Source organism: Leifsonia xyli subsp. cynodontis (assembly GCF_050632205.1).
Taxonomy (GTDB): domain Bacteria; phylum Actinomycetota; class Actinomycetes; order Actinomycetales; family Microbacteriaceae; genus Leifsonia; species Leifsonia xyli_D.
The window spans coordinates 3,230,780-3,252,645 of record NZ_CP192578.1 but is presented as its reverse complement, the minus strand read 5'-3'; the positions used below and the strand labels follow the sequence as shown (position 1 = coordinate 3,252,645).

Here is a 21,866-nt window from a genome sequence, read left to right as displayed (position 1 = left end):
TCGCATGAGCGATCCGCGTCCCGGCCACGACATCCCCGACAGCCGGGGCCGGAGCGGCCTTCACCTCACCGGACGAGACCTGACCGGCAACGCGGACGTGCGCATCCGCGAGGTCGAGGTCACCTCGGACGGCTGGCACGTGCTGCGCCGTACCACATACGACTACCGCGGCCGCGACGGCGTCTGGACGACGCAGGCCCGCGAGACGTACGACCGCGGCAACGGAGCCACCGTGCTGCTCTACGACCCCGTCGGTCGCACGCTGCTGCTCTCACGGCAGTTCCGGTTCCCCGCCTACGTGAACGGGCACCCCGACGGGATGCTGGTCGAGTCCGCCGGTGGCCTGCTGGACGGCGACGGGCCGGAGGAGGCCATCCGCCGCGAGGCCGCCGAGGAGCTCGGTGTGCGGATCGGCGAGCTGACGCACCTGTTCGACCTGTACATGAGCCCCGGGTCGGTCACCGAACGCGTGCACTTCTACGCGGCGCCGTACCTCCCGGGCGAGATCGCCGGCGGGGGCGGGCTGGAAGAGGAGGGCGAGGAGATCGAGCCGGTCGTCGTGCCCTACGACGAGGCGCTGCAGTGGGTGGCCGACGGCCGCATCGCGGACGGCAAGACGGTCATCCTCGTACAGTGGGCGGCGCTCACCCTCTTCGGTTGAGGCTCAGCCGTAGCGGAGGGCCGGGCCGGACGACCGCAGGAAGTCGATGTGCAGGTGGTTGCACGTGTCGTCGAACGGCTTGAAGTTGGACAGGCTCATCGACGAGCGGCAGCCGACCTGGCCGAGGCCCGTGCCGTCCGGCACGAGCGGGTCGAGGATCTTGATCAGCTCGACCGACTTGGCGTCGCCACCGGTGAGCGGCGAGCCGTTCAGCAGATAGAAGTCGACCGCGTGGCCGCCGCCGTCGGCGTAGTGCGCGGAGTCGGTTCCCGCGCCCTCGATCTGGCCGGTGCAGCGCCGGTTGATGTCGCTGACGCCCACCTGGTTGAAGTTGTCGAGGGCGACCGAGATGGCCTGCAGCACGCGGTAGTCGACCCCGCAGCCCGGAACGGCGCGACCCTCGGCGAGGTCGGCGATCTCGGGGATGTGGTTCGGCGTCGAGCCGACGAGACGACCGGAGGCCACGGCCCCCATGATCTGCACGGCGAGCGCCTGAACCGTCGGCGACACGGTGGAGTTCGTGGTCGAGTCGAGCGCCTGCGGGCTCTCCTGGATGTCGAGGCCGTCACGCGCGACCACCTGGGTGACGCCGCCGCCGGTGAGCGTCTGCACCGCGAGGGCGGTGCGGGCCGCGCCGACGGTCGAACCCTCGCCCGTGGTCGCGTAGGCGGGGAGGGCGGCGGTGCCGAAGAAGGCGGCGAGCGCCAGCATGACGACCGCGTGGACACCCAGGCGCCGGCGCTCGGCGTGAGCGCGAGGCGGTCGAGCCGGGCGCTCGATTCGTGCCGGACGCGGCGCCCGCGCGGCACGGGGGCCTTCGGGCTCCGCTCGGCGCGGGTGGGCTTGACGACGATGCGCTCGCGCTTGCGCGGCCGGCTGCGCTCCGCCTCGAGGGCGGCCCGGCGGCTCAGGAAGGCCTGCGTCGCGGTCAGCTCCTCCGGCGTGGTGAACGCGCTGACCGGGTCGTCCGAGATCTGCGTCTGCTGGTCCACATCCACCACGACGGGTGCCCGGAGAGCGCGGCGAGACCGCACGGGGGAGTGGACTGCTGCAAGCTGCTGGGTACTTCCTGGACGAGACGGTCGGGGGCAGCGCCTGGGGCGGGCGCGAAAGCGTACCGATCTTTTCTATCGGATTTCGGCTGGATGTTCCATCAATACAGACGAATAGATCCCGGCAGGGGGCTCATCCCGCACGTTCGGGTCACGCGGGGGCCCCCACCCGGGACCGGGACGTCAACACTGTCCGTCCCCTGGAATCTAGGGCGCGCGGGCCCGGCTGAAGCCCGGTGGTACGGCTGATACGACGGGGTTCCCAGCGACCGGTCAGGGGATGACGACGGCGAGTTCGACACGCCCGGCGGCCTCCCTCAGAGCCACCGTGCCACGCTCTGCGAGTTGTCTCAGCCCGATACCGGGCCGCGTCGCGCCGAGGGCTCCGCCCGACTGGATCAGCAGCTCCACGCCGTCGGCGCCGGTCGGCCGCAGTTCCACCTCGACCGCCGACCCGTCGCCGTGCCGCACCGCGTTCGCGAGGCCCTCCGACAGCGTGTCCACGACGGCGGACGCGCGCTGCGGGTCGCCGAGCCGCTCCCAGACGGCGTCGCCGATGCGGGCTCGCAGATCGATCGCCGACGACCAGCTGTCGATCAGCGCGCGCACCTCGTCCGCCGCGTGCGGCTCCTGGTTTCCCCCGCGAAGCGCCTCCCCTGCACGCCCGACCACCTCGGCGATGCGCTGGGCGGCCGTCACCGGTCCGTTGCCGGGCGAAGCGGTGAGGCTCAGGGCGCCCGCGATGAGCTCCGACTGCACCCCGGCATGCAGCAGCCGGGCGAGGGCGGCGCGCTCACGCTCGTACTCGGAGCGGACGCGTGCCGTGGCGGCGATGTTCGCCTGGAGGGCCGACTCCAGCTCGGCCTGGTCCTGCCGCACCCGGATGGAGAGGGAGACCACGAACGCGACGGCGAGCGCGACCACGGGGTAGGTGATCGCCTGGAACCATGCCCAGGAGGGATCACCGCCTGCGAGAAGCAGTCCGAGGGCGCAGACCGCCGCCAGGAGCACACCGACGGCCGCCTGGAGGAGCACCAGCACCAGCACGCGCGGCACGACCGGCTTCGGGAGCGGCAGCGCGCTGATCCCCACCCCCGCGCCGACCAGCACGATCAGGCCGACCGCCAGGGGAGGATGCTGACGGGGCCGACGAGGATGAGGGCGAACGGCAGCACCAGGCCGGTGAACAGCAGCACCGTCGAGACGGGAGGCGCGGCTCTCATGCCCGCGAGAAGGGATGCCGGCCACTCGCCGAAGCGCGGCGGCTCCGGCTCGGGCGTCCCCGCGCCGACCTCGTCGTCGTACACCCGGTGGCTCGCGGGGCGGACCACGTCCTCCGCCAGCCGACGGAGCAGCCTTGCCGCCTCGGCGGGGTCCATCCGGTGAGCGGAGGCGGTCTCTGCTGCATCCTCGAGGGCCGTCATCACCTCGTCCACCGCGGTGTTGCGCAGCCGGGCGAGGCGTTCCGACGCCCAGTCCCCGTCGCGGTCCGCGGCGCTCTGCGCCGCTCTCAGCCGGCGGAACACTCCGCGATGCTCGTGCACCAGATCCACGCCGGCAGCGACGAGCGCGAACATGACCGTGACCACGACCACGTTGATCGTCATCCGCCCGGCCAGGTCGCCTGTCACGACCGGAATGCCGAGCAACCCACCTGCTTCGAGGAACAGCACCGGGCGCGCGGCCCCGATCAGGGCGAAGACCGCGATCACGGCGACGGGACGCGCGTGGCCCCCGACGCGGCGCAGGACGCCGGCCCCGAGGAGCAGCAGACCGCCGAGGATCGCGTGCTGCAGTCCCGCGACGGCGAGCACCTCCGCCGGGCCGCCGTGCACGTACTGCACGCCCGACATGACCGTCAGCGCGAAGGGGAGGGTGACGAGCCAGGTCCACCAGGTGATCGCGAAGGGGCCGAAGGCGCGCGCGACGGAGCGGCGCAGTGTCGTCGCCACGCTCAGAGGCCCGTCGCCGGATCGCCGAACGTCGCGGTGTAGAGGGTGGCGGCGGCGACGCGCGGGGTCGTCCGCTCGCCGCCCGCGAGGCCCAGCGCCGCGAACACCCGCTCGACGCTCTTCTCGACCGCCCGCACGGTGACGTTCCGCTGCCGGGCGATCTCGGCGTTGGTGAGCCCCGCCGCGAGCAGCCGCGTGGTCTCGAGTTGGCCCGCGGTGAGGGCGAGGAGGCGGGAGCGAGCGTCGGTTCCGGCGGACTCCCGCGACACCGGGCGGTCGGCGAGGACCGCCTCCGCGGCATCCACCAGCTCCTCGACCGACTCCACGGCCGACTTGTTGACGAAGGAGGCGCCGGCGACGACGCTGCGCGCCTGCGCCGCGGCCGCCTCGCGGGAGAGGTTGCTGAGGAACATGACCGCGACGTGCGGAGCCCGCGCCCGCAGGATGGTCGCGAGCTCGACGCCGTTGGGCCGCTGCCCCAGGTCGATGTCCGTCACGAGCAGGTCCGGGTCGGCGCTCTCCGCCAGCGCGAGCGCCTCGGCGGTGGAGGCGGCCGGTGTCACGTCGAAGCCGCGCCGGCCGAAGGCGTCCGCCACGAGCGAGCGCATCAGGGCGTGGTCTTCGACCACCAGCACCCTGCGCCGCCACGTGTCCGCCACCCGCACAGGATAACGCGCTGTTGCCTCTCCCACGGTCGGGCAGGCGGCCCCCGTTGTGGGCCCCGCCGGGGCGCCGCGCATCCGATCCGTAGACTGGCTCCGAAGACCCCGACGACACGGAGGATGCGCATGGGATCGAGGTGGGCTCGCCTGACGCGCGGGGCGCTCGCCTCGAGCGCGGCCATCTTCGTCGCCGCGCTGTTCCACGTCGCCGGAGGAGGCTCGGCCCCCGGGCCGGTCGCCCTCGCGCTCAGCATGGCCTTCGCCACCCTCGGATCCGTCGCCCTCACCGCGCGACGGCTGTCGCTGTGGCGGCTGACCGCCGCAGTCGCGCTGAGCCAGTTCCTCTTCCACGCGCTCTTCTCCTTGGGCGCCGGAGCGAGTGCCGCACACTTCACAGGACCAGGCGGGATGACGCACCTGCACGCGGGCGCCCACCTCGTCATGACGGGCGGTGCGATGCCCGCCACGCACGGCTCGGAGCTGAGCCCGTCGATGTGGCTCACCCACACCACCGCGGTCCTGGTGACCGTCATCGCGCTGCGCTTCGGCGAGCAGGCGTTCTGGGGGCTGTTCGACACCGCTCGGGTTCGCGTCGCCCGCGCTGCGGATCGCCTCGTCGTCATTCCCGTGCTCGTGCGCGCATGCGTCGGCACTCCGGCCACTGCCGAGCCGGTGCGCCTGCGCGACCTCGGCCTCCCCTCGCCCGGCTCCGCCATCGCGGGCCGCCGGCGTTCGCCTGCGCGCTCTGACGGCCGCCCGGAACCCGGGTCGTCGCCGCAGGGTCGCGCCCGCGCTCATCGACGATCCGACGCTCTGAGGGAAAACCATGAAGAAGTCCACGTTCGCCGCGTCCGTCGCGGCGGCATCCACCGCTCTGCTCCTGGCGGGCGCGCCGCTCGCCGCGAGCGCCCACATCCACGTCGACCCCGACCGGGCGACGCCGGGCAGCTACACCGATCTGACGTTCAAAGTTCCGACCGAGTCCGCGACCGCGGGAACGGTCAAGCTGGTCGTGGACCTGCCCACGGCGACACCGTTCACGTCGGTGAGCTACCTGCCGCTCGCGGGATGGACCACCACGGTCGACACCGAGAAGCTCGCGAAACCCGTGAAGACGGACGACGGCACGATCACCGAGGCGCCCGTGCGCGTCACGTGGACGGCGGCCGGCGGCGTGCAGGTCGCTCCCGGCCAGTTCCAGCGCTTCACCATCTCGGCCGGCGCGGTGCCGGAGACCGGCTCCGTCGTCCTGCCGACCCACCAGTACTACTCCGACGGCTCGGTGGTGGACTGGGACCAGCCGACACCCGCGTCGGGGGCCGAGCCCGAGCATCCCGCACCCACCCTCTACATCGACGACCCCGCGCCCTCGGAGGGGAGCACGCCCGCCCTGGTCGCGACGGCTGCGCCATCGCCGCAGTCGGCTGCCGCCGGCACGACCTCGACGGTCGTCTCCCTGGCCCTCGCCGTCGGCGGGCTGGCGCTCGGCGCGATCGCCCTCGTGATCGCGGTGTTCGCCCTGACCCGCGTCGGTCGCGGCGCCGAGCGTAAGGTGCAGCGATGAGGAACAGGATGCTCGCCGCGGCCGCCGCCATCGCAGCGGCCGCCGCCATCGCGCTGGCCCCCGCGGGAGCGGCGGATGCGCACGACTACGTGGTGGGCAGCGACCCGGCCGCCGACTCCACCGTCACCACCCCGCTGCAGGCCGTGACGGTGACGTTCAACGACCGGGTGCTGGATCTCTCCGGCAACGGATCGACGAACCTGCTGACCGTCACCGGGCCGGGGTCCGCTGCACGCCACTTCGAGACCGGCTGCGCGACCGCCGCGGACACGAAGCTCAGCGCACCCGTGGCGCTCGGAGACGCCGGCAGCTACACGGTCACGTACCAGATCGTCTCTGCGGATGGTCACACGGTCTCGTCGTCGTACGCCTTCACATACCAGCCGCCCGCCGGCACGGCCGCCGCGAAGGGAACGGAGGCCTCGCCCTGCGGTGCACCCTCGACCCCGAGCGCGTCCTCGTCGAGCGGCGCAACCGTCTCCACCGCTCCCCCGGCGGCCAGCGCGTCCACGGCGCAGCCGACCGCCCCGGCGTCGAACGGCACCGACCTGGGCCTGGTCATCGGCATCGCGATCGCGATCGTCGTGCTGGCGGTGATCGGCGTGGTCATCGTGCTTCTCACCGCGCGGCGGACGCCATCGGACGGCGCGACTCCGCCCGACGACGGGGTGTGAGGGGCTATCCTCGCCCCCGCCGCAGGCGTAGCGTTCGCCCATGGCCAGACAGACCAGCGAACAGCAGGCAACCGACTTCCCGGACGTCGTCCCGGAGGAGCAGATGGATCCCGACATCGTGCCGGTCCAGCAGCCCGCCCCGGAATCCGTGGACGACGGCGACGAGGAGGACGGGCGGCTCTAGTCGCCGGAGGCCCGGTCGCCTGACTCGTCGAGCTGCCCCTCCTCGGGGTCGTGCGCCGTCAGATCCGCACTCGTGTACTGACGTTCGCCCGGCGCGAGGTCCTCGCGCTCGTCGTCGCCGTTGGCCCGGGGATCCGACATGGTGCCTCCTTCGTCGCGGATGGGCTGTGAAAGCGGACGGTAGTCTTCTGACGCGACCGCCGACAGGGGTCCGCGAGCAGAGGATGCTCACGCGGGGTTGAGCAGTCGCACAGTCTCGTGGGGCAGGGTGGGGCGCGTGGAGATCGTGGTCGACGTCGTGCTCGTGGTGCTCGCCATCATCGCGATCGCCGCAGGGTGGAGCAAGGGCGCCATCCGTTCGGCCGGAACCCTGATCGGGCTGGGACTGGGCCTGTGGCTGGGCCTGACGCTCGCCCCGCTCGTCGTCGGCTGGACCGCCTCCAACGGGTACGGCGCGGTCACGGAGCGCTCCGTGGTGGCCGCGATCGTCATCCTGGTCTGCGCCGGCGTCGTGTACGCGCTGGTCGGTGCGCTGGCGAGCATCGTCGGCAAGCTGCTGCGGCACGGCCCCATCCGCTGGCTGGACTCTCTGATCGGCGCTGTGCTCGGCCTCCTGACCTGGGCGGTCGTCGTCTGGCTGCTCGCCGGCTTCGCCATGGCGACGGGCCTCGCGACCGTCGTGCAGGCCGCGAACTCGTCGCGGGTCGTCGCGACCCTCGACGGAATGGCTCCGCTGCCGTCCTCCACGGTCCTCGGCGCGGTGGACGACGCTCTGGCCGGCGCCGGGCTGCCGAAGGTCTTCGAGGGCGGCGAGCCGATCCGGGCCGTGCCCGAACCCGACGCGTCCGTGCCGGCGGCGGTCGCGAACTCACAGCAGTCGGTCGTGACGGTGCTCGCCTCGAAGCCCGCCTGCGGGGTCGACTCCGAGGGCAGCGGATGGGTCGTGCAGCGCGGTCGCGTCGTGACCAACGCGCACGTGGTGGCCGGAGCGTCCTCCGTCGTCGTCCGGGAGGCCGGAAGCGGCACCGTCGACCGCGCCACCCTCGTGGCCTTCGACCCGTCGCGCGACCTCGCCGTGCTCGACGTGACCGACCTCAACGCCCCGGCGCTCGACATCGGCCCCGATCTCACGGCGGGGGCCGCCGCCTACGCCGCCGGCTACCCCGGCAACGGTCCGTTCACCGTCTCGCCGCAGCGGGTGCGCGACCGGGTCACCGCCCGCGGCACGGACATCTACCAGAGCGGCAGCGTCGACCGAGACATCTACTCGCTGCGCGGCGTCGTGCGCCCCGGCAACTCGGGCGGCCCGCTGCTCGACGGCAACGGCCAGGTCGCGGGTGTCGTCTTCGCCCGCAGCGCGACCGACGGCGACACCGGCTACGCGCTGACGCTCACCGAGCTCCGGCCGGTGCTCTCATCGGTCGGCTCGGCGCCGATCAGCTCGGGCGCCTGCTCGGCCGGCTGACTCGCGACGTCCGTGGGCCGCTCGCCCGGCGGCGCCGCTCATGGTTGGCTGGTGCCATGAAGGCTGTCAGCTACTCCAGCACCGGCGACTCCGGCGTCCTCACCCTCGGCGAGCGGGAGGAGCCGCACGCCGGCCCCGGCGAGGTGCGCGTGCGCATCCACGTCTCGGGCGTCAACCCGACCGACTGGAAGGCCCGGCGCGGCAGCGGCTCGAGGGAGCTGCCCCGGCCGCAGGTCCCGAACCAGGACGGCGCCGGAGTGGTCGACGAGGTGGGAGACGGGGTCACCGCGTTCGCGCCCGGCGACCGGGTGTGGGTGTGGGATGCGGCCTACCAGCGCCCGGACGGCACGGCGCAGGAGCTCGTGGTGCTCCCGGTCCGGCACGTGGTCGCCCTGCCCGATGACGTGAGCTTCGACGAGGGCGCGTCGTTCGGCATCCCGGCCCTGACCGCCCACCGGGCGCTGACCGCCTACGAGCACGCGCCGGCGGAGCTGGCCCCTGGCTCACTGGACGGTCGCACCGTGCTGGTCGCCGGCGGCGCGGGCGCGGTGGGCCACGCGGCCATCCAGCTCGCGGTGTGGGCCGGCGCGACCGTGATCGCAACCGTCAGCAGCCACGACAAGGTGCAGCTTGCGCGGGCCGCCGGCGCCCACCACGTCGTCGATTACACCGACCCGGACACCGCGCAGGCGATCGGGGCGCTGGCCCCGCGCGGCGTGGACATCGTGGTGGAGGTCAACGTCATCGCGAACGCCGAACTCGACGTCAAGGTCGCCGGCGCGAACGCCACCATCGCGAGCTACGCAGACGCACCGGGGCAGGACTCCGTGACCATCCCGGTGCGGCCCAGCATGTCGAAGAACCTGCGCTGGCAGTTCGTGCTCACCTACACGGTGGACGACGGGACGAAGGATGCGGCGGTGCGCGCCGTCGCGGCCGCCGCGGCCGACGGGGCCCTGCGCGTGGGCGCCGAACACGGCCTCCCGATCACCCGCTTTCTCCTGGATCAGACGGCGGCGGCCCACGACGCCGTGGAGGACGGCGTCGTGGGCAAGGTGCTCATCGACGTGATCTGAGCGCCTGAACGACGAGGGCGACGACCGATGCGATCGCGATCGCGGCGGAGTAGCCGAGCGCGGTCGGCAGCAGGCCGATCGTGCCGATCAGCTCCCCGGCGACCAGCGCCGGGAGGCCGTACGCGAGGTAGCTGACCAGGAACACCGCGGCGAAGAGCTCCGCGCGCTGGTCGTTCGGCGCGAGCGGCGCCAGGATGCGCAGCATCCCCGAGAAGCCGGCGCCGAACCCGCCCCCGGCGATGACCGCCCCGGCGAACAGCAGCGGCAGGATGGCCCCGGCGATCCCCACCGCGGCGACGGCGACGCCGAGCACGATGGCGGCCATCGACCACACCACGGTCCGGCGCGCCGGCGCCCGCGTGAGCAGCAGCCCGGCGGTGGCGCCCACTGCGGGCGGTGCGGCGACGATCGCGCCGTTGAGCAGACCGCTGTCGAGGTGGAACACGCCGTGCAGGATGGACGGCGACAGCCCGATGAACAGGCCGGCCAGCATCCACGTGGCGAGGAAGAGCGGGATCGCCCCGAGGAACTCGCTGCGCGCGGCGCGCGGGACGAGGAGGCGAGGGATCAGCGACCGCGCGGCCCCGGGGCGGCGCTGCACGGTCTCGGGCGATGCGATGATGACGAGGATCCCGGCCGCGAACAGCAGCGCGAGGGCGACGAACACGAGCGTGGTCGGCTGCGGGACGAACTGCACCGCGAGGCCGGTCAGGAACGCGCCGACCGCGATGCCGCCGACCGGCGCCGTGCTGCCGATGGTGGCGCCCAGCTTCTTCTGGCGCTCGGGCGCCAGCTCCACCAGGGCGGCGGTGAATGTGCTCATCGCGGCGCCGGTGGCGACGCCCTGAACCGAGCGAGCGCCGATGATCCAGCCGATGTCGGGCGCGAACAGGAAGATCAGCATGGCGACCACCTGCAGCGCCAGCGCTCCGATCAGCACGGGACGCCGTCCGATGTGGTCGGAGAGCGAGCCGGCGATGAGCAGTGTGATCAGCAGGGTCACTGCGTAGATGGCGAAGGCTACGGTCAGCAGCCACGGCTGGAAGCCCCACTCCTGTTCGTACAGCACGAAGAGCGGGCTCGGGGCGCCCACGGCGAGCGCGACGGCGACGAACGCGAGGGACGTGCCGGCGAACGCGGCCACCGGGCGCAGGCGCAAGCCACGGGTGCGGCGTGCAGACGGCGTCGGCCGGACGGCGAGGATGCCGCCGGTGCGGGTGTCTTCGGCTGTGGTCATGTCGGCTCCTTAAAGCAATTCTGATTGCTTTTTGCGACTATAGAGCGATTGCTCAGATAAAGCAACAGAATTTGCTTTAAGCTATTCCCATGGAATCCACGACCACTCCCGCCCGGCGCACAGGCGGCCGCAGCGCAGCGGTCATCCACAACGTGCGGACCGCCGTCGAGGAGCTCGTCGAGGAGAAGGGCCAGGAGAAGGTCACCGTCCCGATGATCGCCGAACGGGCCGGCGTCAACCCGACCAGCATCTACCGCCGCTGGGGCGATCTGCCGACCCTCATCAACGACATCGCCACCTACCGCCTCGACCCGGAACGCCCGCTCCCCGCCAACGGCGACCTCCGCGCCGACCTGACCGCATGGACGCGGGAGATCGTCGAGCACTATCGCAAGCCGGTCAACGCGGCCCTCCTCCGCGGCGGCGCCTCGGCCGCCGGCGAGCAGCAGTCCTACTGCCTGCGCAATCGGCGGGTCGAGGCGAACCTGCTCCTCGACCGCTACCCCGACTCCGGCGTCACCGCGGACGACATCCTCGATGTCGTCATCGCGCCGGTCATCTACCGTGTCATCTTCCTGCCGTGGACGCTGGATGACTCGATCGCCGAGCACCTGGTCTCCCGCCTGTTCCACTGAGCGGGCGCGCACCCGGTAGTGTCGGGAGGCGATGCGCCAGGAACGGACCAGCGAGGAACGCGCGGCGGCCCGCTCCGGCTGGGCCGTCGGCATCGCGACCGCCCTGTACGGGATCTCGTTCGGCGCCCTCGCGACGGCCTCCGGTCTGGACGTCTGGCAGGCGTGCGTGCTCAGCCTCGTCATGTTCAGCGGCGGATCGCAGTTCGCGCTGATCGGCATCCTCGCCTCGGGCGGGGCTGCGGCCGGCGGCACGGCCATCGCGAGCGCCGCCCTGCTCGGCGTCCGCAACTCCTTCTACGCCCTGCGTCTGTCCCGGATCATCGGTCCGGGCTTCTGGCGCCGCGCCGCCGCGACGCAGCTGACCATCGACGAGTCGACCGCCGTGGCGACGGCGCAGACCGAGCCGCGGGCCCAGCGCATCGGCTTCTGGGTGACCGGCCTCGTCGTCTTCATCGGCTGGAACATCATGACCCTGGCCGGCGCGCTGCTCGGCAACCTGATCGGAGACGTGAAGGCGTACGGATTGGATGCGGCTGCCGCGGCCGCGTTCCTCGGCCTGCTCTGGCCCCGGCTGAAGGCCCGGCAGACGCAAGCGGTCGCCGTCGCGGGCGGCTTCGTGGCGACGCTGCTGACGCCCTTCCTGATGCCCGGCCTCCCGGTGCTCGCGGCGGCGGTCGTCGCGATCGTGCTCGGCGCCCTCAACGTCCTCGGGCGGCGTGACGACCCGCCGCATCCCGAGGCGATCCCGATGGAGCGGGAGGTGGAGCCGTGACCACCTGGCACGTCATCCTGCTCGGCTCCATCGCCGTGCTCGCGCTCAAAGCGGTCGGCTGGCTGGTGCCCCCGAAAGCGCTCGACCACCCGACCGTCGCGCGCATCAGCGACCTGCTGACCGCCGCCCTCCTCGCCGCGCTCATCTGCGTGCAGACGCTCGGCGCCGGGCAGTCATTGCACCTCGACGCGCGCCTCCCGGCCGTGGCGATCGCAGCCGGCCTCTACGCCCTCCGGGTGCCGTTCATCGTGGTCGTTCCGGCGGCGGCCGTCGTCGCCGCGCTCATCCGCCTCTTCTTCTGAACGCCGTCCGCCCAGGGCGAATTCGCACCCTCCCGCGTACTCTTCGGGGTGACACTGTCGGCATGGACGACAGGGATGAGGTGGACGACCGGGCGGCGCTCGATGCGTACTCGGCCGCCGTCGTGCGCGTCGCCGAGACCGTGCTCCCGTCGGTCGCCGCCGTGTCCGTCCGGACGCGGGCGGGAGCCGGCGCCGGCAGCGCCTCCGTCATCAGCGCCGACGGCCACCTGCTGACGAGCGCGCACGTCGTCGCCGGTGCGTCCGCGGTCGAGCTGACCTTCGCCGACGGCAGTACGGTGGCGGCCGACCTCGCCGGCGCCGATCCGCTCTCCGACCTCGCGGTGCTCCGCGCCCGCGGGGCGACGCCCCCTCCCCTGCGGCTCGGCGATGCGGCACGCCTGCGCGTCGGTCAGCTCGTGGTGGCGCTCGGCAACCCGCTGGGCCTCGCCGGCAGCGTCACCGCGGGGATCGTCTCCGCCCTCGGGCGGTCGCTGCCCACCGCGTCCGGCCGGGTGATCGACGAGGTGATCCAGACGGATGCGGCCCTCAACCCGGGCAACAGCGGCGGCGTGCTCGCGGACAGCGCCGGGCGGATGGTCGGCGTGAACACGGCCGTCGCGGGCGTCGGACTCGGGCTGGCCGTGCCGATCAACAGCTCCACCCTCGAGATCGTCGAGGCGCTGACGACGGCCGGACGCGTGCGCCGGGCGTGGCTCGGCGTCGCGGGCACGAAGGTGCGCCTGAGCCCCGAGGCGGCGGCGAAGGTCGGCTCGCCGATGGGCATCCGCATCGCGACCGTGGTGGCCGGCAGCCCCGCCGCGGAGGCGGGCGCGCGCCCCGGCGACATCGTCGTGTCGCTCGACGGCGTGCCCGTCACCGACCCGACCGGCCTGCAGCGGCTCATGGTCGAACGCGCCATCGGCCGCCGCATGGAACTGACCCTCTGGCGCAACGGAGCGCTGGTGGATGTGGTGGTGCTGCCGCAGGAGCTCGTCGCCTGACCGCGTGCGCGGCTATGACCGCAATCGGACCCCTATGGCGCGGCCAATCTTGCAGATAACACCCGAGTTACGTACGATCCGTAGTGGTAGCTAGGGATGAAAGAGTTCCCCGAGCGCCGATTCGAGAAACCCACGCCACGGCGTGGGTTTCTGCGTTGGCGATAATGATCGACGTGCTGCTTTCCTACATCGACGAGATCGGGGAACCCGGGGCGTTCATCAGTCGCGAGCATCAGCGCTACAACACCAGCCCCGCGTTCGGCTACGCAGGGTTCGTGATCCCCGAGAGCGAAGCCAGACACTTTGGAAGCCTGTTCAACGAAGACAAACGTTCCTTGTTCGCAGCCGAGCTCCGCGAAGCGACGCACCCGGGGCGATGGGAGAAGAAGGGCGCTAGCTTGTTCAGGCCGGACACTCCCGACCGCTTTCCTCAGCACTTGCGCGTGTTCAACGGACTCGTCAGGCGCTTGAGGGCCCTGGGAGGACGGCTGTTCTTCTATGCCGATGAGAAGCCACTCGGCACGCCGAAGCAGACCGGTCTCGTGGTCACAGATCGCGAAACCGCCGCAATGAGGGAGGCGCTCAATCGGGTCGCCCGGCATGCCGAGGCGCAAGCGTCCAACGTCATGGTCATGGTCGACCAGATAAACGAGAAGACGCGAGCCGAACGGCTGCCCGCGATGTACGGGCATATCCTCGGCCGATCCGGGGATTACCCCGAGATGAGGAGAATCATCGAACCGCCGATGCACGTCGACAGCGTGCTCAGTTCGAACATCCAATTCGCCGACTGGGTAGCAGCATGCGTCGGACGGGCGATCGACTACCAGCTGGTGCAGAATTCGTCTTACAGCTGGGTGGCCAGCCCGGGGGCCATGCCGTCGGTGCGCGGCGGCTTCACACACGAATCGAAGCTCCATCTATGGCATCGGAGCGTGAGAGATCTGAATCACTCTGAAATCCTTCGGAGCGAGCGCGTCGTCCATCCCCGCCCGTCCGGTCGTCTCGTCGGCGAGGCATTCGATCCGGCCGTGCTTCGCAGGATCAAGGCCGCTGCAGAGCGAGGCGCCAAGTAGGGCCACCACCAGCGACGTCAGAGCAAGCGTCATGTCGGCGGCCGCCCGTAGCGTGACGTCGTGAGCGCATCCTGGCACCCGGTGGCGAATGCGCAGCCCGCCGAGTGGCTGCTCCGCCAGGGAGCGCTCGGGTCGCCGTACGGGGTCATCCGGCGGTTCGGGTTCGGCGACCCGAACCGGCCGGACGTCTGGTTCCGCGTGGTCACGTGGGCGCCGACGTCCGAGGGGCGGGAGCTCATCGGCTGGTGCCGGACGCTGGAGGCCGCGGCCGCCGCCGCGTGGGACCACCGGTGCGCCGCGGAGTCCTGGCGCCATCACATGGCCGCGCGACGCACGGATGCCGCGGCCATGGCGGCTCAGCGCCCGGCAGCGGCGGAGCTGGTCCGCTTCTACCGTGCGGCCCGGCGCCGGCAGGCGGCCGCGTCGGTCCCGGCGAACGCGTCCGCACCTCTCAATGCAGGCAACGCACGCAAATCCGTGCCAGCCCGGATGCCGCAGCTGCAGGGCGCGTCCTAACCTGCTGTTGTCTCGGCCAGGGGGGACCGATCCTGTCGGGGGACGGATCGGGAAAGGGCCCGGAGCGAATCGCTCCGGGCCCTTTCGTTGTTCACACGACTGTGCGAACGGGAGTTACTTGGTCAGCGGCTCCAGGGTCGGGTCGTTGGCGTACGCCTCCGCCGCGTTCTCCTTGGTGACGATGACCGGCTTCAGCAGGTAGGCCGGGACGACCTTCTTGCCGTTGTCGTACGACTTGTCGTCGTTGATCTCGGGCTTCTTGCCCTGCTGCAGGTCCTCGACCATGGTGATGGCCTGCTTGACCAGGTTGCGGGTGTCCTTGTTGATGGTCGAGTACTGCTCGCCCGCCATGATGGACTTGACCGACTCGGCCTCCGAGTCCTGACCGGTGACGATCGGGACCGGCTTGCCTGCACCCTTCACCGAGGTGATGATGGCGCGGGCCAGGGTGTCGTTCGGCGAGAGGACGCCGTCGAGCTCGGTCGAACCGTAGTTCGCGGCCAGCAGGGTGTCCATGCGGGTCTGCGCGTTCGCCGGCAGCCAGCCCTGGGTGGAGGTCTGCTTGATGTCGGTCTGGCCGGAGACGACCTTCAGCGTGCCGTCCTTGATCTTCGGCTCGAGCACCTTCATGGCACCGTCGAAGAAGACCTTGGAGTTGGCGTCGTCGGGCGAACCGGAGAAGAGCTCGATGTTGAAGTTCTTCTTGCCCGGGTACTTCTTCGCCATGCCGTCGAGCAGGGCCTGGCCCTGCAGCTCGCCGACCTTCTCGTTGTCGTACGCGACGTAGTAGTCGACATCCTTGGTGTTGAGGATGAGGCGGTCGTACGCGATGACCGTCGCGCCGGCGTCGTGCGCGGCCTTGGCCTGCGCGGCGAGCTGGCCGCCGTCGACGGCGCCGATGATGACGACCTTGGCGCCGTTCGTGATCATCGACTGGATCTGCGACTGCTGGTCGGAGACACCCGAGCCACCGGCGTACTGCACGTCGCCCTTGAAGCCGGCCGACTTGAGGCCGTCCTCGAAGAGGCCACCGGCCAGAACCCAGTTCTCCGACGTCTTGGTCGGGAGGGCGACGCCGATGGTGGCGCCCTTGTCGAAGCCCGACGCGGACGAGCCGCCCGAGCCGCTGCGGGCTCCGCCGGAGCAGCCGGTCAGGGCGAGCGCGGCGGCAGCTGCGACGGCCACTGTCGCGAGTGCGATTTTGCGCATTGCTATCTACTTTCTCTGTGTGTGGTGTGTTGCAGGGTGGGAAACGGAAGTCGTCAGTTGGTGAGGGAGCGCGAGGTGTCCTCGGCCTGGTCGCCGGTCGGCAGCACGGCCGGCTGCTCCTGCGCCTCGGCGTCGGAGCGCTGCGTGCGGTCGCGGTTGAACATCCTGCCGATCAGCGACGGTCCGCCGCGACGCTTCGAGTAGACGTCGATGCCGACCGCGATGAGCAGGACCAGGCCCTTGATGATCTGGACCTTGTCCGAGGTGACGCCGAGCAGCTGCAGACCGTTGTTCAAAACGGCGATGACCAGACCACCGATGATGGACCCGGCGACGGTGCCGATACCGCCGGAGACGGCGGCGCCACCGATGAAGACAGCCGCGATCGCGTCGAGCTCCCAGCCGAGGCCGTCCTGCGGGCCGGAGGAGACCGAGCGGGCGACGGCGATCATGCCGGCGAGCGCGGCGAGCACCGACATGTTCATCATCACGAAGAAGTTGATGCGGCGGATCTTCACGCCCGAGAGCTCGGCCGCGTGCCAGTTGCCGCCGACCGCGTAGATGTGGCGACCGAAGATCGTGTTCCGGGTGATGAACGAGTAGAGGATGATCAGCACGCCGAGGATGACACCGGCGACGGGGAACGAGGTGCCGACACGGCCGCTGCCGAACAGCACCGCGGCGTAGACCACGACCGCGTCGAGGATGACGACCTTGAACACGCTGACCCAGAGCGGCGCCTTCTCGGAGCCCATCTTGGTCTGCTTGCGGCGGGTCCGCACCTCCATCAGCGCGATGACGACCGCGATGATCAGGCCGAGCAGCAGCGTGGAGTTGTTGAAGCCGGTGTCGGGGCCCCACTCGGGGAGGAAGCCGCCGCCGATGTAGGTGAAGCCGTCGGGCACCGGGATGGTGTTCGCGTTGCCGATCAGCTGGTTGAGGCCGCGGAAGATGAGCATGCCGGCCAGCGTCACGATGAAGGCGGGGACGCCGACGTAGGCGACCCACCAGCCCTGCCAGGCGCCGATCACGACGCCCACGAGGAGGCCGAGCACGATGGCGAGCGGCCACGGCACGTTCCAGTCGGTCATCGACTTGGCGACGATGATGCCCACCAGGGCGGCGACCGATCCGACCGACAGGTCGATGTGACCCGCGATGATGACCATGACCATGCCGATGGCCAGGATCAGGACGTAGACGTTCTGATTGACCAGGTTGATCAGGTTCACCGGCTCGAGGGTCTTGCCCCCGGTGAGGATCTCGAACAGCACGATGATGACGACGAGCGCGCCCAGGATGCCGAACTGGCGGCCCGTGGACTGCCCGCCGCCGAACATCATGCCGAGGTCGCGGATTCCTCCGGACTTCTTCTTCTCAAGCGTCTGCTGGCTCATGGTTATCGGGTCACCCTCTTCTTGGCGGAAGTCATGCTTTTCAGGAGCGTCTCGGGGGTCGCCTCCGCGATGGGGAGCTCGTTGGTGATCTGACCCTCGAAGATCGTGTAGATGCGGTCGGAGATTCCGAGCAGTTCGGGCAGCTCGGAGGAGATGACGATGACGCCCTTGCCCTGGGCGGCGAGCTGCTGGATGATCCCGTAGATCTCGAACTTGGCGCCGACGTCGATACCGCGCGTGGGCTCGTCCAGGATCAGGATGTCCGGGTCGGTGAACATCCACTTCGCCAGGACCACCTTCTGCTGGTTGCCGCCGGAGAGCGTGGAGACGCCGCGGTCGACATCCGGCGTGCGGATGCGCAGCAGCTTGCGGTACTCGTCGGCGACCGCGTACTCCTGCAGGTCGTCGACGACGCCGCGCTTGGCGATCTTCTTCAGCTTCGCCGCGACGACCGACTGCTTGATGTCGTCGAGGAGGTTGAGGCCGAGCACCTTGCGGTCCTCGCTCACGTAGGCCATGCCGTTGTCGATGGCCTCGGAGACGTTGCGGACCTGGATCTCCTTGCCGTCCTTGTAGATCTCGCCCGAGACCCAGGTGCCGTAGGAGTGGCCGAAGACGCTCATCGCGAGCTCGGTGCGGCCGGCGCCCATGAGGCCGGCGAATCCGACGATCTCCCCGCGGCGCACGTAGAAGGAGGAGTTCTTGACGACGAGGCGCTCGGGGATCTGCGGATGCTGCACGACCCAGTCCTTCACCTCGAAGAACTTCTCGCCGATGTTCGGCGTGCGCTCCGGGAAGCGGCTCTCGAGCGTGCGACCGACCATCCCGCGGATGATGCGGTCCTCGTCGACGCCATCCGCCTGGACGTTGAGCGTCTCGATCGACTTGCCGTCGCGGATGATCGTGATCTCGTCGGCCACCTGCTCGATCTCGTTGAGCTTGTGGCTGATGATGATGGAGCTGATTCCGCGGCCCTTGAGCCCGAGGATCAGGTCGAGCAGGTGCTGCGACTCGGCCTCGTTGAGGGCGGCGGTCGGCTCGTCGAGGATCAGCAGCTTGACGTTCTTGTTGAGCGCCTTGGCGATCTCGACCAGCTGCTGCTTGCCGACGCCGATGTTCTTGATCTGGGTGTCGGGGTCGTCGGTGAGGCCGACACGGGCGAGAAGCTCGACGGCGCGGGTCTTGGCCTGCTGCCAGTCGATGACGCCGCCGCGGCCGGGCTCGTTGCCGAGGAAGATGTTCTCGGTGATCGAGAGCTCCGGGATGAGCGCGAGCTCCTGGTGGATGATCACGATCCCCTGCTGCTCGCTGGACTTGATGTCCTTGAAGCGCATGACCTCGCCCTGGTAGACGATGTCACCGGAGTAGGTGCCGTACGGGTAGACACCCGAGAGCACCTTCATCAGGGTGGACTTCCCCGCGCCGTTCTCGCCGCAGATCGCGTGGATCTCGTCGGCGTGCACGGTGAGGGAGACATCCTCCAGCGCCTTGACACCAGGAAACTCCTTGGTGATCGCGCGCATCTCGAGGATGACTGCGTTCGACGGCATCGTCGCTCCTTGTGTGGGGCTCGGGAATGGATGTGCCTAAGTAGTAAACGCTATGTTCACACTTGTCGTCAAATAGTGAAGACAACGATGCGGTAACGGCTCGTCGGCGCTCACTCGTTGCCGGCGAGCGCCCCCTGGATGACGATGGCGGCGGCGCCGAGCGACTCGGCACGGTCGCCGAGCGAGGACACGCGCACCGTCGTCGTCCCGGCGATGATCGGCAGGGCGTTCTGCTGGATTCCGCGGCGGATCGGGTCGAGCAGCGCATCCCCCAGCCCGACGAGCGGGCCGCCGATGAGCACCAGCTCAGGGTTGATCACGTTCGCGATGTTGCCGATCGCCTGACCGATGGCGGTGCCGGCGTCCCTGACGACGCGCAGCACGGCCGGGTCCCCCTCCAGCCCGCGGCGCAGGATGTCGGCGGTGGTCACTCCCCCGCCGGTCCCGTGCCCGAGCGACTCCAGCATCACGCTGGTCGACGCGACCGTCTCGAGGCAGCCGCGGTTGCCGCAGCGGCAGATCACGCCGTGCTCGGCGACGGGCGTGTGCCCGAGCTCGCCCGTGATCCCGAGGAACCCGTAGTACGGCTGCCCGTTCAGGATGAGGCCCGCGCCGATCCCGGTTCCGATCTTGACGAAGATGAGGTTGCGCTCTCCCCGGTTCGCCCCCCAGGTGACCTCGGCGAGCGCTCCCAGGTTCGCGTCGTTGTCGACGACGACCGGGAAGCCGAAGACGTCCTCCAGCTCGCGCCGGGTGATGCCCACCCACTCGGGCAGGATGGCTCCCTGCAGCACGGTGCCCGTGCGCCGGTCGATGGGCCCCGGGATGCCGACCCCGACCGCCAGCACGGATTCGCGGTCGTACCCACCGGCGAGGAGCATCCGGTCGAGCAGCGCGGAGGCCTCCCCCACCGCCCCCAGCACGTCGTAGCCGGGCTCGAGGGCGACCTGTTCCTCGGCGATGACGTCGTAGCCGAGGGTGGAGAGCACGATGCGCACGTGGCGCCGGCCGAAGTCGACGCCGACCGCGATGTCGCCCGTGTCGGTCAGCTGCACGAGGAGCGCGCGGCGCCCGCTGGAGGTGACCGGACTCGTCGCCACGACGCCCTTGGCCGACATGTCGCGGACGATGTTGGACACGGTGGCGGTGGACAGGCCGGTCCCGCGCGCCAGCTCAGCCTGGGTGGACGGCCCGTTGGCCAGGAGGAACTCGACGAGCCGCTCCTGGTTCAGATGCCTGAGAGCGCCCTGCGACCCGGGATTGCGTGCGCCACGTGGGATCAGCCCCGGAGTGGCGGTCATGACGATAAGAGTGAATGATCCGCGTGTTGGAGTCAAGCTGTGAACACAATCGTTACCCCGCCCACGGCTGACGACCTCCGCTCCCTAGAATCTCTCCATGACGGTCCTCTCGCTGCTCGCCTTCGCGGGTCTGTGCCTGGTGCTCGCGCTGACGCCCGGCCCTGACACGTTCCTCGTGCTCCGCTACAGCATGGGCCGCGCCCGCGACGGCATCGCGGCCGCAGCGGGTACGGCGATCGGCTCCCTCGTCTGGGCGGCGCTGGTCGGATTCGGGCTGGCGGCCCTGCTGGAGCAGTCGGCCGAGATCTTCCGCGTCGTCAAGATCGCGGGCGGCCTGTACCTCATCTACCTCGGCATCGCGGCCTTCCTCGCCAGCCGGAAGAGCGGTCGCACCCACGCGGACCCGTCCGAGGCGCCCGCGCCGCGCCGGCGATCCGCGTCGAGCCTCCTGGCCGGGATGCTCTCCACCATGCTGAACCCGAAGGTGGGGCTGTTCTTCATCGCGGTGGTGCCTCAGTTCATCTCGGCGCACGCCGGCTTCGGCGAGACGCTTCTGCTCGGCGCGATCGACGGACTGATCGGGATGCTGTACCTCGTCGTCGTCGCGCTGACGGCGTCACGGATGATCGCGTGGCTGCGCCGCCCGCGGGTCACCCGCGCGTTGGAGCGCACCTCGGCCGGCATCCTCGCCGCACTCGGGATCGGGACCGTCGTCGCAGGCGCCGAGGGCTAGAAGGCTGGGATGATGGCTCCATGCCCATCCTGAACAAGGACATGCAGGTCTGCATCTCGCTGGCCGGCCGTCCGAGCAACATCGGCACCCGCTTCCACAACTTCCTCTACGACGAACTCGGCCTGAACTTCGTCTACAAGGCGTTCACCACCGACGATCTCGAGGGCGCCGTCCGCGGCATCCGGGCGCTCGGCATCCGCGGCTGCTCGGTCTCCATGCCGTTCAAGGAGGCGATCATCCCGCTCGTCGACAACCTCGAGGCGTCGGCCGTGGCCATCGAGTCGGTGAACACCGTGGTCAACGAGGACGGGCTGCTCACGGCATCCAACACGGACTACGAGGCCGTCGCACAGCTGCTGGCCGAGCACGAGGTCGACCCCGCGCAGAGGGTGCTGGTCCGCGGGTCCGGCGGCATGGCGAAGGCCGTCGTCGCGGCCTTCCGGGGCGCGGGCTTCGACGACCTCACCGTCCTCGCCCGGAACGCGGACGCCGGCCCTGCCCTCGCCGAGCGGTACGGGTACGCGTGGGTCGCCGACGATCCCGAACCCGACTTCGACGTCATCGTGAACGTGACCCCGCTCGGGATGCGCGGCGACTCGGAGTCGGTGCTCGCGTTCGGCGAGCCCTTCATCGAGCGGGCCTCGACGGTCTTCGACGTGGTCGCGTTCCCCTCGGAGACGCCGCTGATCACCGCGGCGCGCGCCTCCGGCACGGCGGTCATCACGGGCGCGGAGGTCATCGCCCTTCAGGCGGCCCGCCAGTTCGAGCGGTACACCGGGGTCGCCCTGACGCCGGAACAGGTCGCGCGGGCGTCGGAGTTCTCGCGAGCCGAATAGCGCGGCGCTGCG

The 21,866-nt window shown here is 70.6% G+C and carries 24 protein-coding genes; 14 read left to right on the top strand and 10 right to left on the bottom strand.

Annotated features, from left to right (window positions below; translation table 11 throughout):
- Positions 1-4 precede the first annotated feature (4 nt).
- Complete coding sequence (locus ACQ86M_RS16275) at positions 5-661, top strand: NUDIX domain-containing protein (protein ID WP_431219647.1); 657 nt, start codon at positions 5-7, stop codon at positions 659-661.
- A gap of 3 nt (positions 662-664) precedes the next feature.
- On the opposite strand, the gene ACQ86M_RS16270 is transcribed toward ACQ86M_RS16275, so the two are convergent.
- The 4 genes from ACQ86M_RS16270 to ACQ86M_RS16255 all read right to left on the bottom strand — a co-directional run bounded on the left by ACQ86M_RS16270 (position 665) and on the right by ACQ86M_RS16255 (position 4,324).
- Positions 665-1,372: a hypothetical protein gene (locus ACQ86M_RS16270; protein WP_431219646.1), complete on the bottom strand. Its 708-nt coding sequence runs from the start codon at positions 1,370-1,372 to the stop codon at positions 665-667.
- A 614-nt stretch (positions 1,373-1,986) separates the two neighbouring features.
- A complete protein-coding gene (locus ACQ86M_RS16265) occupies positions 1,987-2,823 on the bottom strand; it encodes a hypothetical protein (protein WP_431246187.1) in 837 nt (278 codons plus the stop codon).
- Between the two features lie 2 nt (positions 2,824-2,825).
- On the bottom strand, positions 2,826-3,665 hold the full coding sequence (locus tag ACQ86M_RS16260) for a hypothetical protein (protein WP_431246186.1): 840 nt from the start codon (positions 3,663-3,665) through the stop codon (positions 2,826-2,828).
- A gap of 2 nt (positions 3,666-3,667) precedes the next feature.
- On the bottom strand, positions 3,668-4,324 hold the full coding sequence (locus ACQ86M_RS16255; RefSeq protein ID WP_431219644.1) for a response regulator: 657 nt from the start codon (positions 4,322-4,324) through the stop codon (positions 3,668-3,670).
- 829 nt (positions 4,325-5,153) lie between these two features.
- Between ACQ86M_RS16255 and ACQ86M_RS16250 the strand changes: the two genes are divergently transcribed.
- From ACQ86M_RS16250 to ACQ86M_RS16240, 3 genes are read left to right on the top strand one after another with little or no spacing between them, the layout of a single operon-like run.
- The gene (locus tag ACQ86M_RS16250) at positions 5,154-5,891 is read left to right on the top strand and encodes a YcnI family protein (RefSeq protein WP_431246185.1); all 738 of its coding nucleotides are present in this window, start codon (positions 5,154-5,156) and stop codon (positions 5,889-5,891) included.
- Positions 5,888-6,565 carry a copper resistance CopC family protein gene (locus ACQ86M_RS16245; RefSeq protein ID WP_431246184.1) on the top strand — a complete coding sequence of 226 codons (678 nt, stop codon included), beginning with the start codon at positions 5,888-5,890 and terminating at the stop codon, positions 6,563-6,565. The genes ACQ86M_RS16250 and ACQ86M_RS16245 overlap by 4 nt, the downstream gene beginning before the upstream one ends.
- Positions 6,566-6,605: 40 nt before the next feature.
- Positions 6,606-6,749, top strand: coding sequence for a hypothetical protein (locus ACQ86M_RS16240; protein WP_431219641.1), 144 nt, complete (start codon positions 6,606-6,608; stop codon positions 6,747-6,749).
- Here ACQ86M_RS16240 and ACQ86M_RS16235 read toward each other — a convergent pair.
- Positions 6,746-6,889, bottom strand: coding sequence for a hypothetical protein (locus tag ACQ86M_RS16235; protein ID WP_431246183.1), 144 nt, complete (start codon positions 6,887-6,889; stop codon positions 6,746-6,748). The two genes, ACQ86M_RS16240 and ACQ86M_RS16235, sit on opposite strands and share 4 nt — an antisense overlap.
- Positions 6,890-7,025: 136 nt before the next feature.
- On the opposite strand from ACQ86M_RS16235, the gene ACQ86M_RS16230 reads away from it, so the two are divergent.
- Both ACQ86M_RS16230 and ACQ86M_RS16225 read left to right on the top strand, forming a co-directional pair.
- On the top strand, positions 7,026-8,213 hold the full coding sequence (locus ACQ86M_RS16230; RefSeq protein WP_431246182.1) for a MarP family serine protease: 1,188 nt from the start codon (positions 7,026-7,028) through the stop codon (positions 8,211-8,213).
- 56 nt (positions 8,214-8,269) lie between these two features.
- Positions 8,270-9,289, top strand: coding sequence for an NADPH:quinone reductase (locus ACQ86M_RS16225; protein ID WP_431246181.1), 1,020 nt, complete (start codon positions 8,270-8,272; stop codon positions 9,287-9,289).
- On the opposite strand, the gene ACQ86M_RS16220 is transcribed toward ACQ86M_RS16225, so the two are convergent.
- Positions 9,273-10,526 (bottom strand): MFS transporter, encoded by a 1,254-nt coding sequence (locus ACQ86M_RS16220; RefSeq protein WP_431246180.1) that lies wholly within the window; start codon positions 10,524-10,526, stop codon positions 9,273-9,275. The two genes, ACQ86M_RS16225 and ACQ86M_RS16220, sit on opposite strands and share 17 nt — an antisense overlap.
- Positions 10,527-10,615: 89 nt before the next feature.
- Between ACQ86M_RS16220 and ACQ86M_RS16215 the strand changes: the two genes are divergently transcribed.
- From ACQ86M_RS16215 to ACQ86M_RS16190, 6 genes are all read left to right on the top strand, one after another.
- Positions 10,616-11,161, top strand: a complete 546-nt coding sequence (locus ACQ86M_RS16215; RefSeq protein WP_431246179.1) for a TetR/AcrR family transcriptional regulator — start codon at positions 10,616-10,618, stop codon at positions 11,159-11,161.
- Between the two features lie 31 nt (positions 11,162-11,192).
- Positions 11,193-11,933 carry an AzlC family ABC transporter permease gene (locus tag ACQ86M_RS16210; protein WP_431219636.1) on the top strand — a complete coding sequence of 247 codons (741 nt, stop codon included), beginning with the start codon at positions 11,193-11,195 and terminating at the stop codon, positions 11,931-11,933.
- The gene (locus ACQ86M_RS16205; protein ID WP_431246178.1) at positions 11,930-12,235 is read left to right on the top strand and encodes an AzlD domain-containing protein; all 306 of its coding nucleotides are present in this window, start codon (positions 11,930-11,932) and stop codon (positions 12,233-12,235) included. The genes ACQ86M_RS16210 and ACQ86M_RS16205 overlap by 4 nt, the downstream gene beginning before the upstream one ends.
- Before the next feature lie 62 nt (positions 12,236-12,297).
- A complete protein-coding gene (locus ACQ86M_RS16200; RefSeq protein ID WP_431246177.1) occupies positions 12,298-13,236 on the top strand; it encodes a S1C family serine protease in 939 nt (312 codons plus the stop codon).
- A 164-nt stretch (positions 13,237-13,400) separates the two neighbouring features.
- Positions 13,401-14,312, top strand: coding sequence for a DUF3800 domain-containing protein (locus tag ACQ86M_RS16195; RefSeq protein ID WP_431246176.1), 912 nt, complete (start codon positions 13,401-13,403; stop codon positions 14,310-14,312).
- A gap of 60 nt (positions 14,313-14,372) precedes the next feature.
- The gene (locus ACQ86M_RS16190) at positions 14,373-14,828 is read left to right on the top strand and encodes a hypothetical protein (protein ID WP_431246175.1); all 456 of its coding nucleotides are present in this window, start codon (positions 14,373-14,375) and stop codon (positions 14,826-14,828) included.
- A 114-nt stretch (positions 14,829-14,942) separates the two neighbouring features.
- Here the strand turns inward: ACQ86M_RS16190 and ACQ86M_RS16185 are convergent, their stop codons facing one another.
- The 4 genes from ACQ86M_RS16185 to ACQ86M_RS16170 form a co-directional block, all read right to left on the bottom strand.
- On the bottom strand, positions 14,943-16,037 hold the full coding sequence (locus ACQ86M_RS16185) for a substrate-binding domain-containing protein (protein ID WP_431246174.1): 1,095 nt from the start codon (positions 16,035-16,037) through the stop codon (positions 14,943-14,945).
- A gap of 53 nt (positions 16,038-16,090) precedes the next feature.
- Positions 16,091-17,434: a multiple monosaccharide ABC transporter permease gene (mmsB, locus tag ACQ86M_RS16180; RefSeq protein WP_431246173.1), complete on the bottom strand. Its 1,344-nt coding sequence runs from the start codon at positions 17,432-17,434 to the stop codon at positions 16,091-16,093.
- A gap of 2 nt (positions 17,435-17,436) precedes the next feature.
- Complete coding sequence (mmsA, locus tag ACQ86M_RS16175; protein ID WP_431219630.1) at positions 17,437-18,984, bottom strand: multiple monosaccharide ABC transporter ATP-binding protein; 1,548 nt, start codon at positions 18,982-18,984, stop codon at positions 17,437-17,439.
- 110 nt (positions 18,985-19,094) lie between these two features.
- On the bottom strand, positions 19,095-20,285 hold the full coding sequence (locus tag ACQ86M_RS16170; protein ID WP_431246172.1) for an ROK family transcriptional regulator: 1,191 nt from the start codon (positions 20,283-20,285) through the stop codon (positions 19,095-19,097).
- A gap of 97 nt (positions 20,286-20,382) precedes the next feature.
- On the opposite strand from ACQ86M_RS16170, the gene ACQ86M_RS16165 reads away from it, so the two are divergent.
- Entirely contained in the window at positions 20,383-21,018 is a 636-nt protein-coding gene (locus ACQ86M_RS16165; RefSeq protein ID WP_431246171.1) for a LysE family translocator, read from the top strand.
- Between the two features lie 20 nt (positions 21,019-21,038).
- The gene (locus ACQ86M_RS16160) at positions 21,039-21,854 is read left to right on the top strand and encodes a shikimate 5-dehydrogenase (protein WP_431246170.1); all 816 of its coding nucleotides are present in this window, start codon (positions 21,039-21,041) and stop codon (positions 21,852-21,854) included.
- The last annotated feature ends 12 nt before the right edge of the window (positions 21,855-21,866 follow it).

Coding starts and splice junctions, on each gene's coding strand:
- ACQ86M_RS16170 (WP_431246172.1), bottom strand. CDS start 20,285: ATGACCGCCACTCCGGGGCTGATCCCACGTGGCGCACGCAATCCCGGG.
- ACQ86M_RS16275 (WP_431219647.1), top strand. CDS start 5: ATGAGCGATCCGCGTCCCGGCCACGACATCCCCGACAGCCGGGGCCGG.
- ACQ86M_RS16270 (WP_431219646.1), bottom strand. CDS start 1,372: ATGCTGGCGCTCGCCGCCTTCTTCGGCACCGCCGCCCTCCCCGCCTAC.
- ACQ86M_RS16225 (WP_431246181.1), top strand. CDS start 8,270: ATGAAGGCTGTCAGCTACTCCAGCACCGGCGACTCCGGCGTCCTCACC.
- ACQ86M_RS16215 (WP_431246179.1), top strand. CDS start 10,616: ATGGAATCCACGACCACTCCCGCCCGGCGCACAGGCGGCCGCAGCGCA.
- ACQ86M_RS16220 (WP_431246180.1), bottom strand. CDS start 10,526: ATGACCACAGCCGAAGACACCCGCACCGGCGGCATCCTCGCCGTCCGG.
- mmsB (WP_431246173.1), bottom strand. CDS start 17,434: ATGAGCCAGCAGACGCTTGAGAAGAAGAAGTCCGGAGGAATCCGCGAC.
- ACQ86M_RS16240 (WP_431219641.1), top strand. CDS start 6,606: ATGGCCAGACAGACCAGCGAACAGCAGGCAACCGACTTCCCGGACGTC.
- ACQ86M_RS16185 (WP_431246174.1), bottom strand. CDS start 16,037: ATGCGCAAAATCGCACTCGCGACAGTGGCCGTCGCAGCTGCCGCCGCG.
- ACQ86M_RS16235 (WP_431246183.1), bottom strand. CDS start 6,889: ATGTCGGATCCCCGGGCCAACGGCGACGACGAGCGCGAGGACCTCGCG.
- ACQ86M_RS16200 (WP_431246177.1), top strand. CDS start 12,298: ATGGACGACAGGGATGAGGTGGACGACCGGGCGGCGCTCGATGCGTAC.
- ACQ86M_RS16245 (WP_431246184.1), top strand. CDS start 5,888: ATGAGGAACAGGATGCTCGCCGCGGCCGCCGCCATCGCAGCGGCCGCC.
- ACQ86M_RS16160 (WP_431246170.1), top strand. CDS start 21,039: ATGCCCATCCTGAACAAGGACATGCAGGTCTGCATCTCGCTGGCCGGC.
- ACQ86M_RS16250 (WP_431246185.1), top strand. CDS start 5,154: ATGAAGAAGTCCACGTTCGCCGCGTCCGTCGCGGCGGCATCCACCGCT.
- ACQ86M_RS16195 (WP_431246176.1), top strand. CDS start 13,401: ATGATCGACGTGCTGCTTTCCTACATCGACGAGATCGGGGAACCCGGG.
- mmsA (WP_431219630.1), bottom strand. CDS start 18,984: ATGCCGTCGAACGCAGTCATCCTCGAGATGCGCGCGATCACCAAGGAG.
- ACQ86M_RS16210 (WP_431219636.1), top strand. CDS start 11,193: ATGCGCCAGGAACGGACCAGCGAGGAACGCGCGGCGGCCCGCTCCGGC.
- ACQ86M_RS16165 (WP_431246171.1), top strand. CDS start 20,383: ATGACGGTCCTCTCGCTGCTCGCCTTCGCGGGTCTGTGCCTGGTGCTC.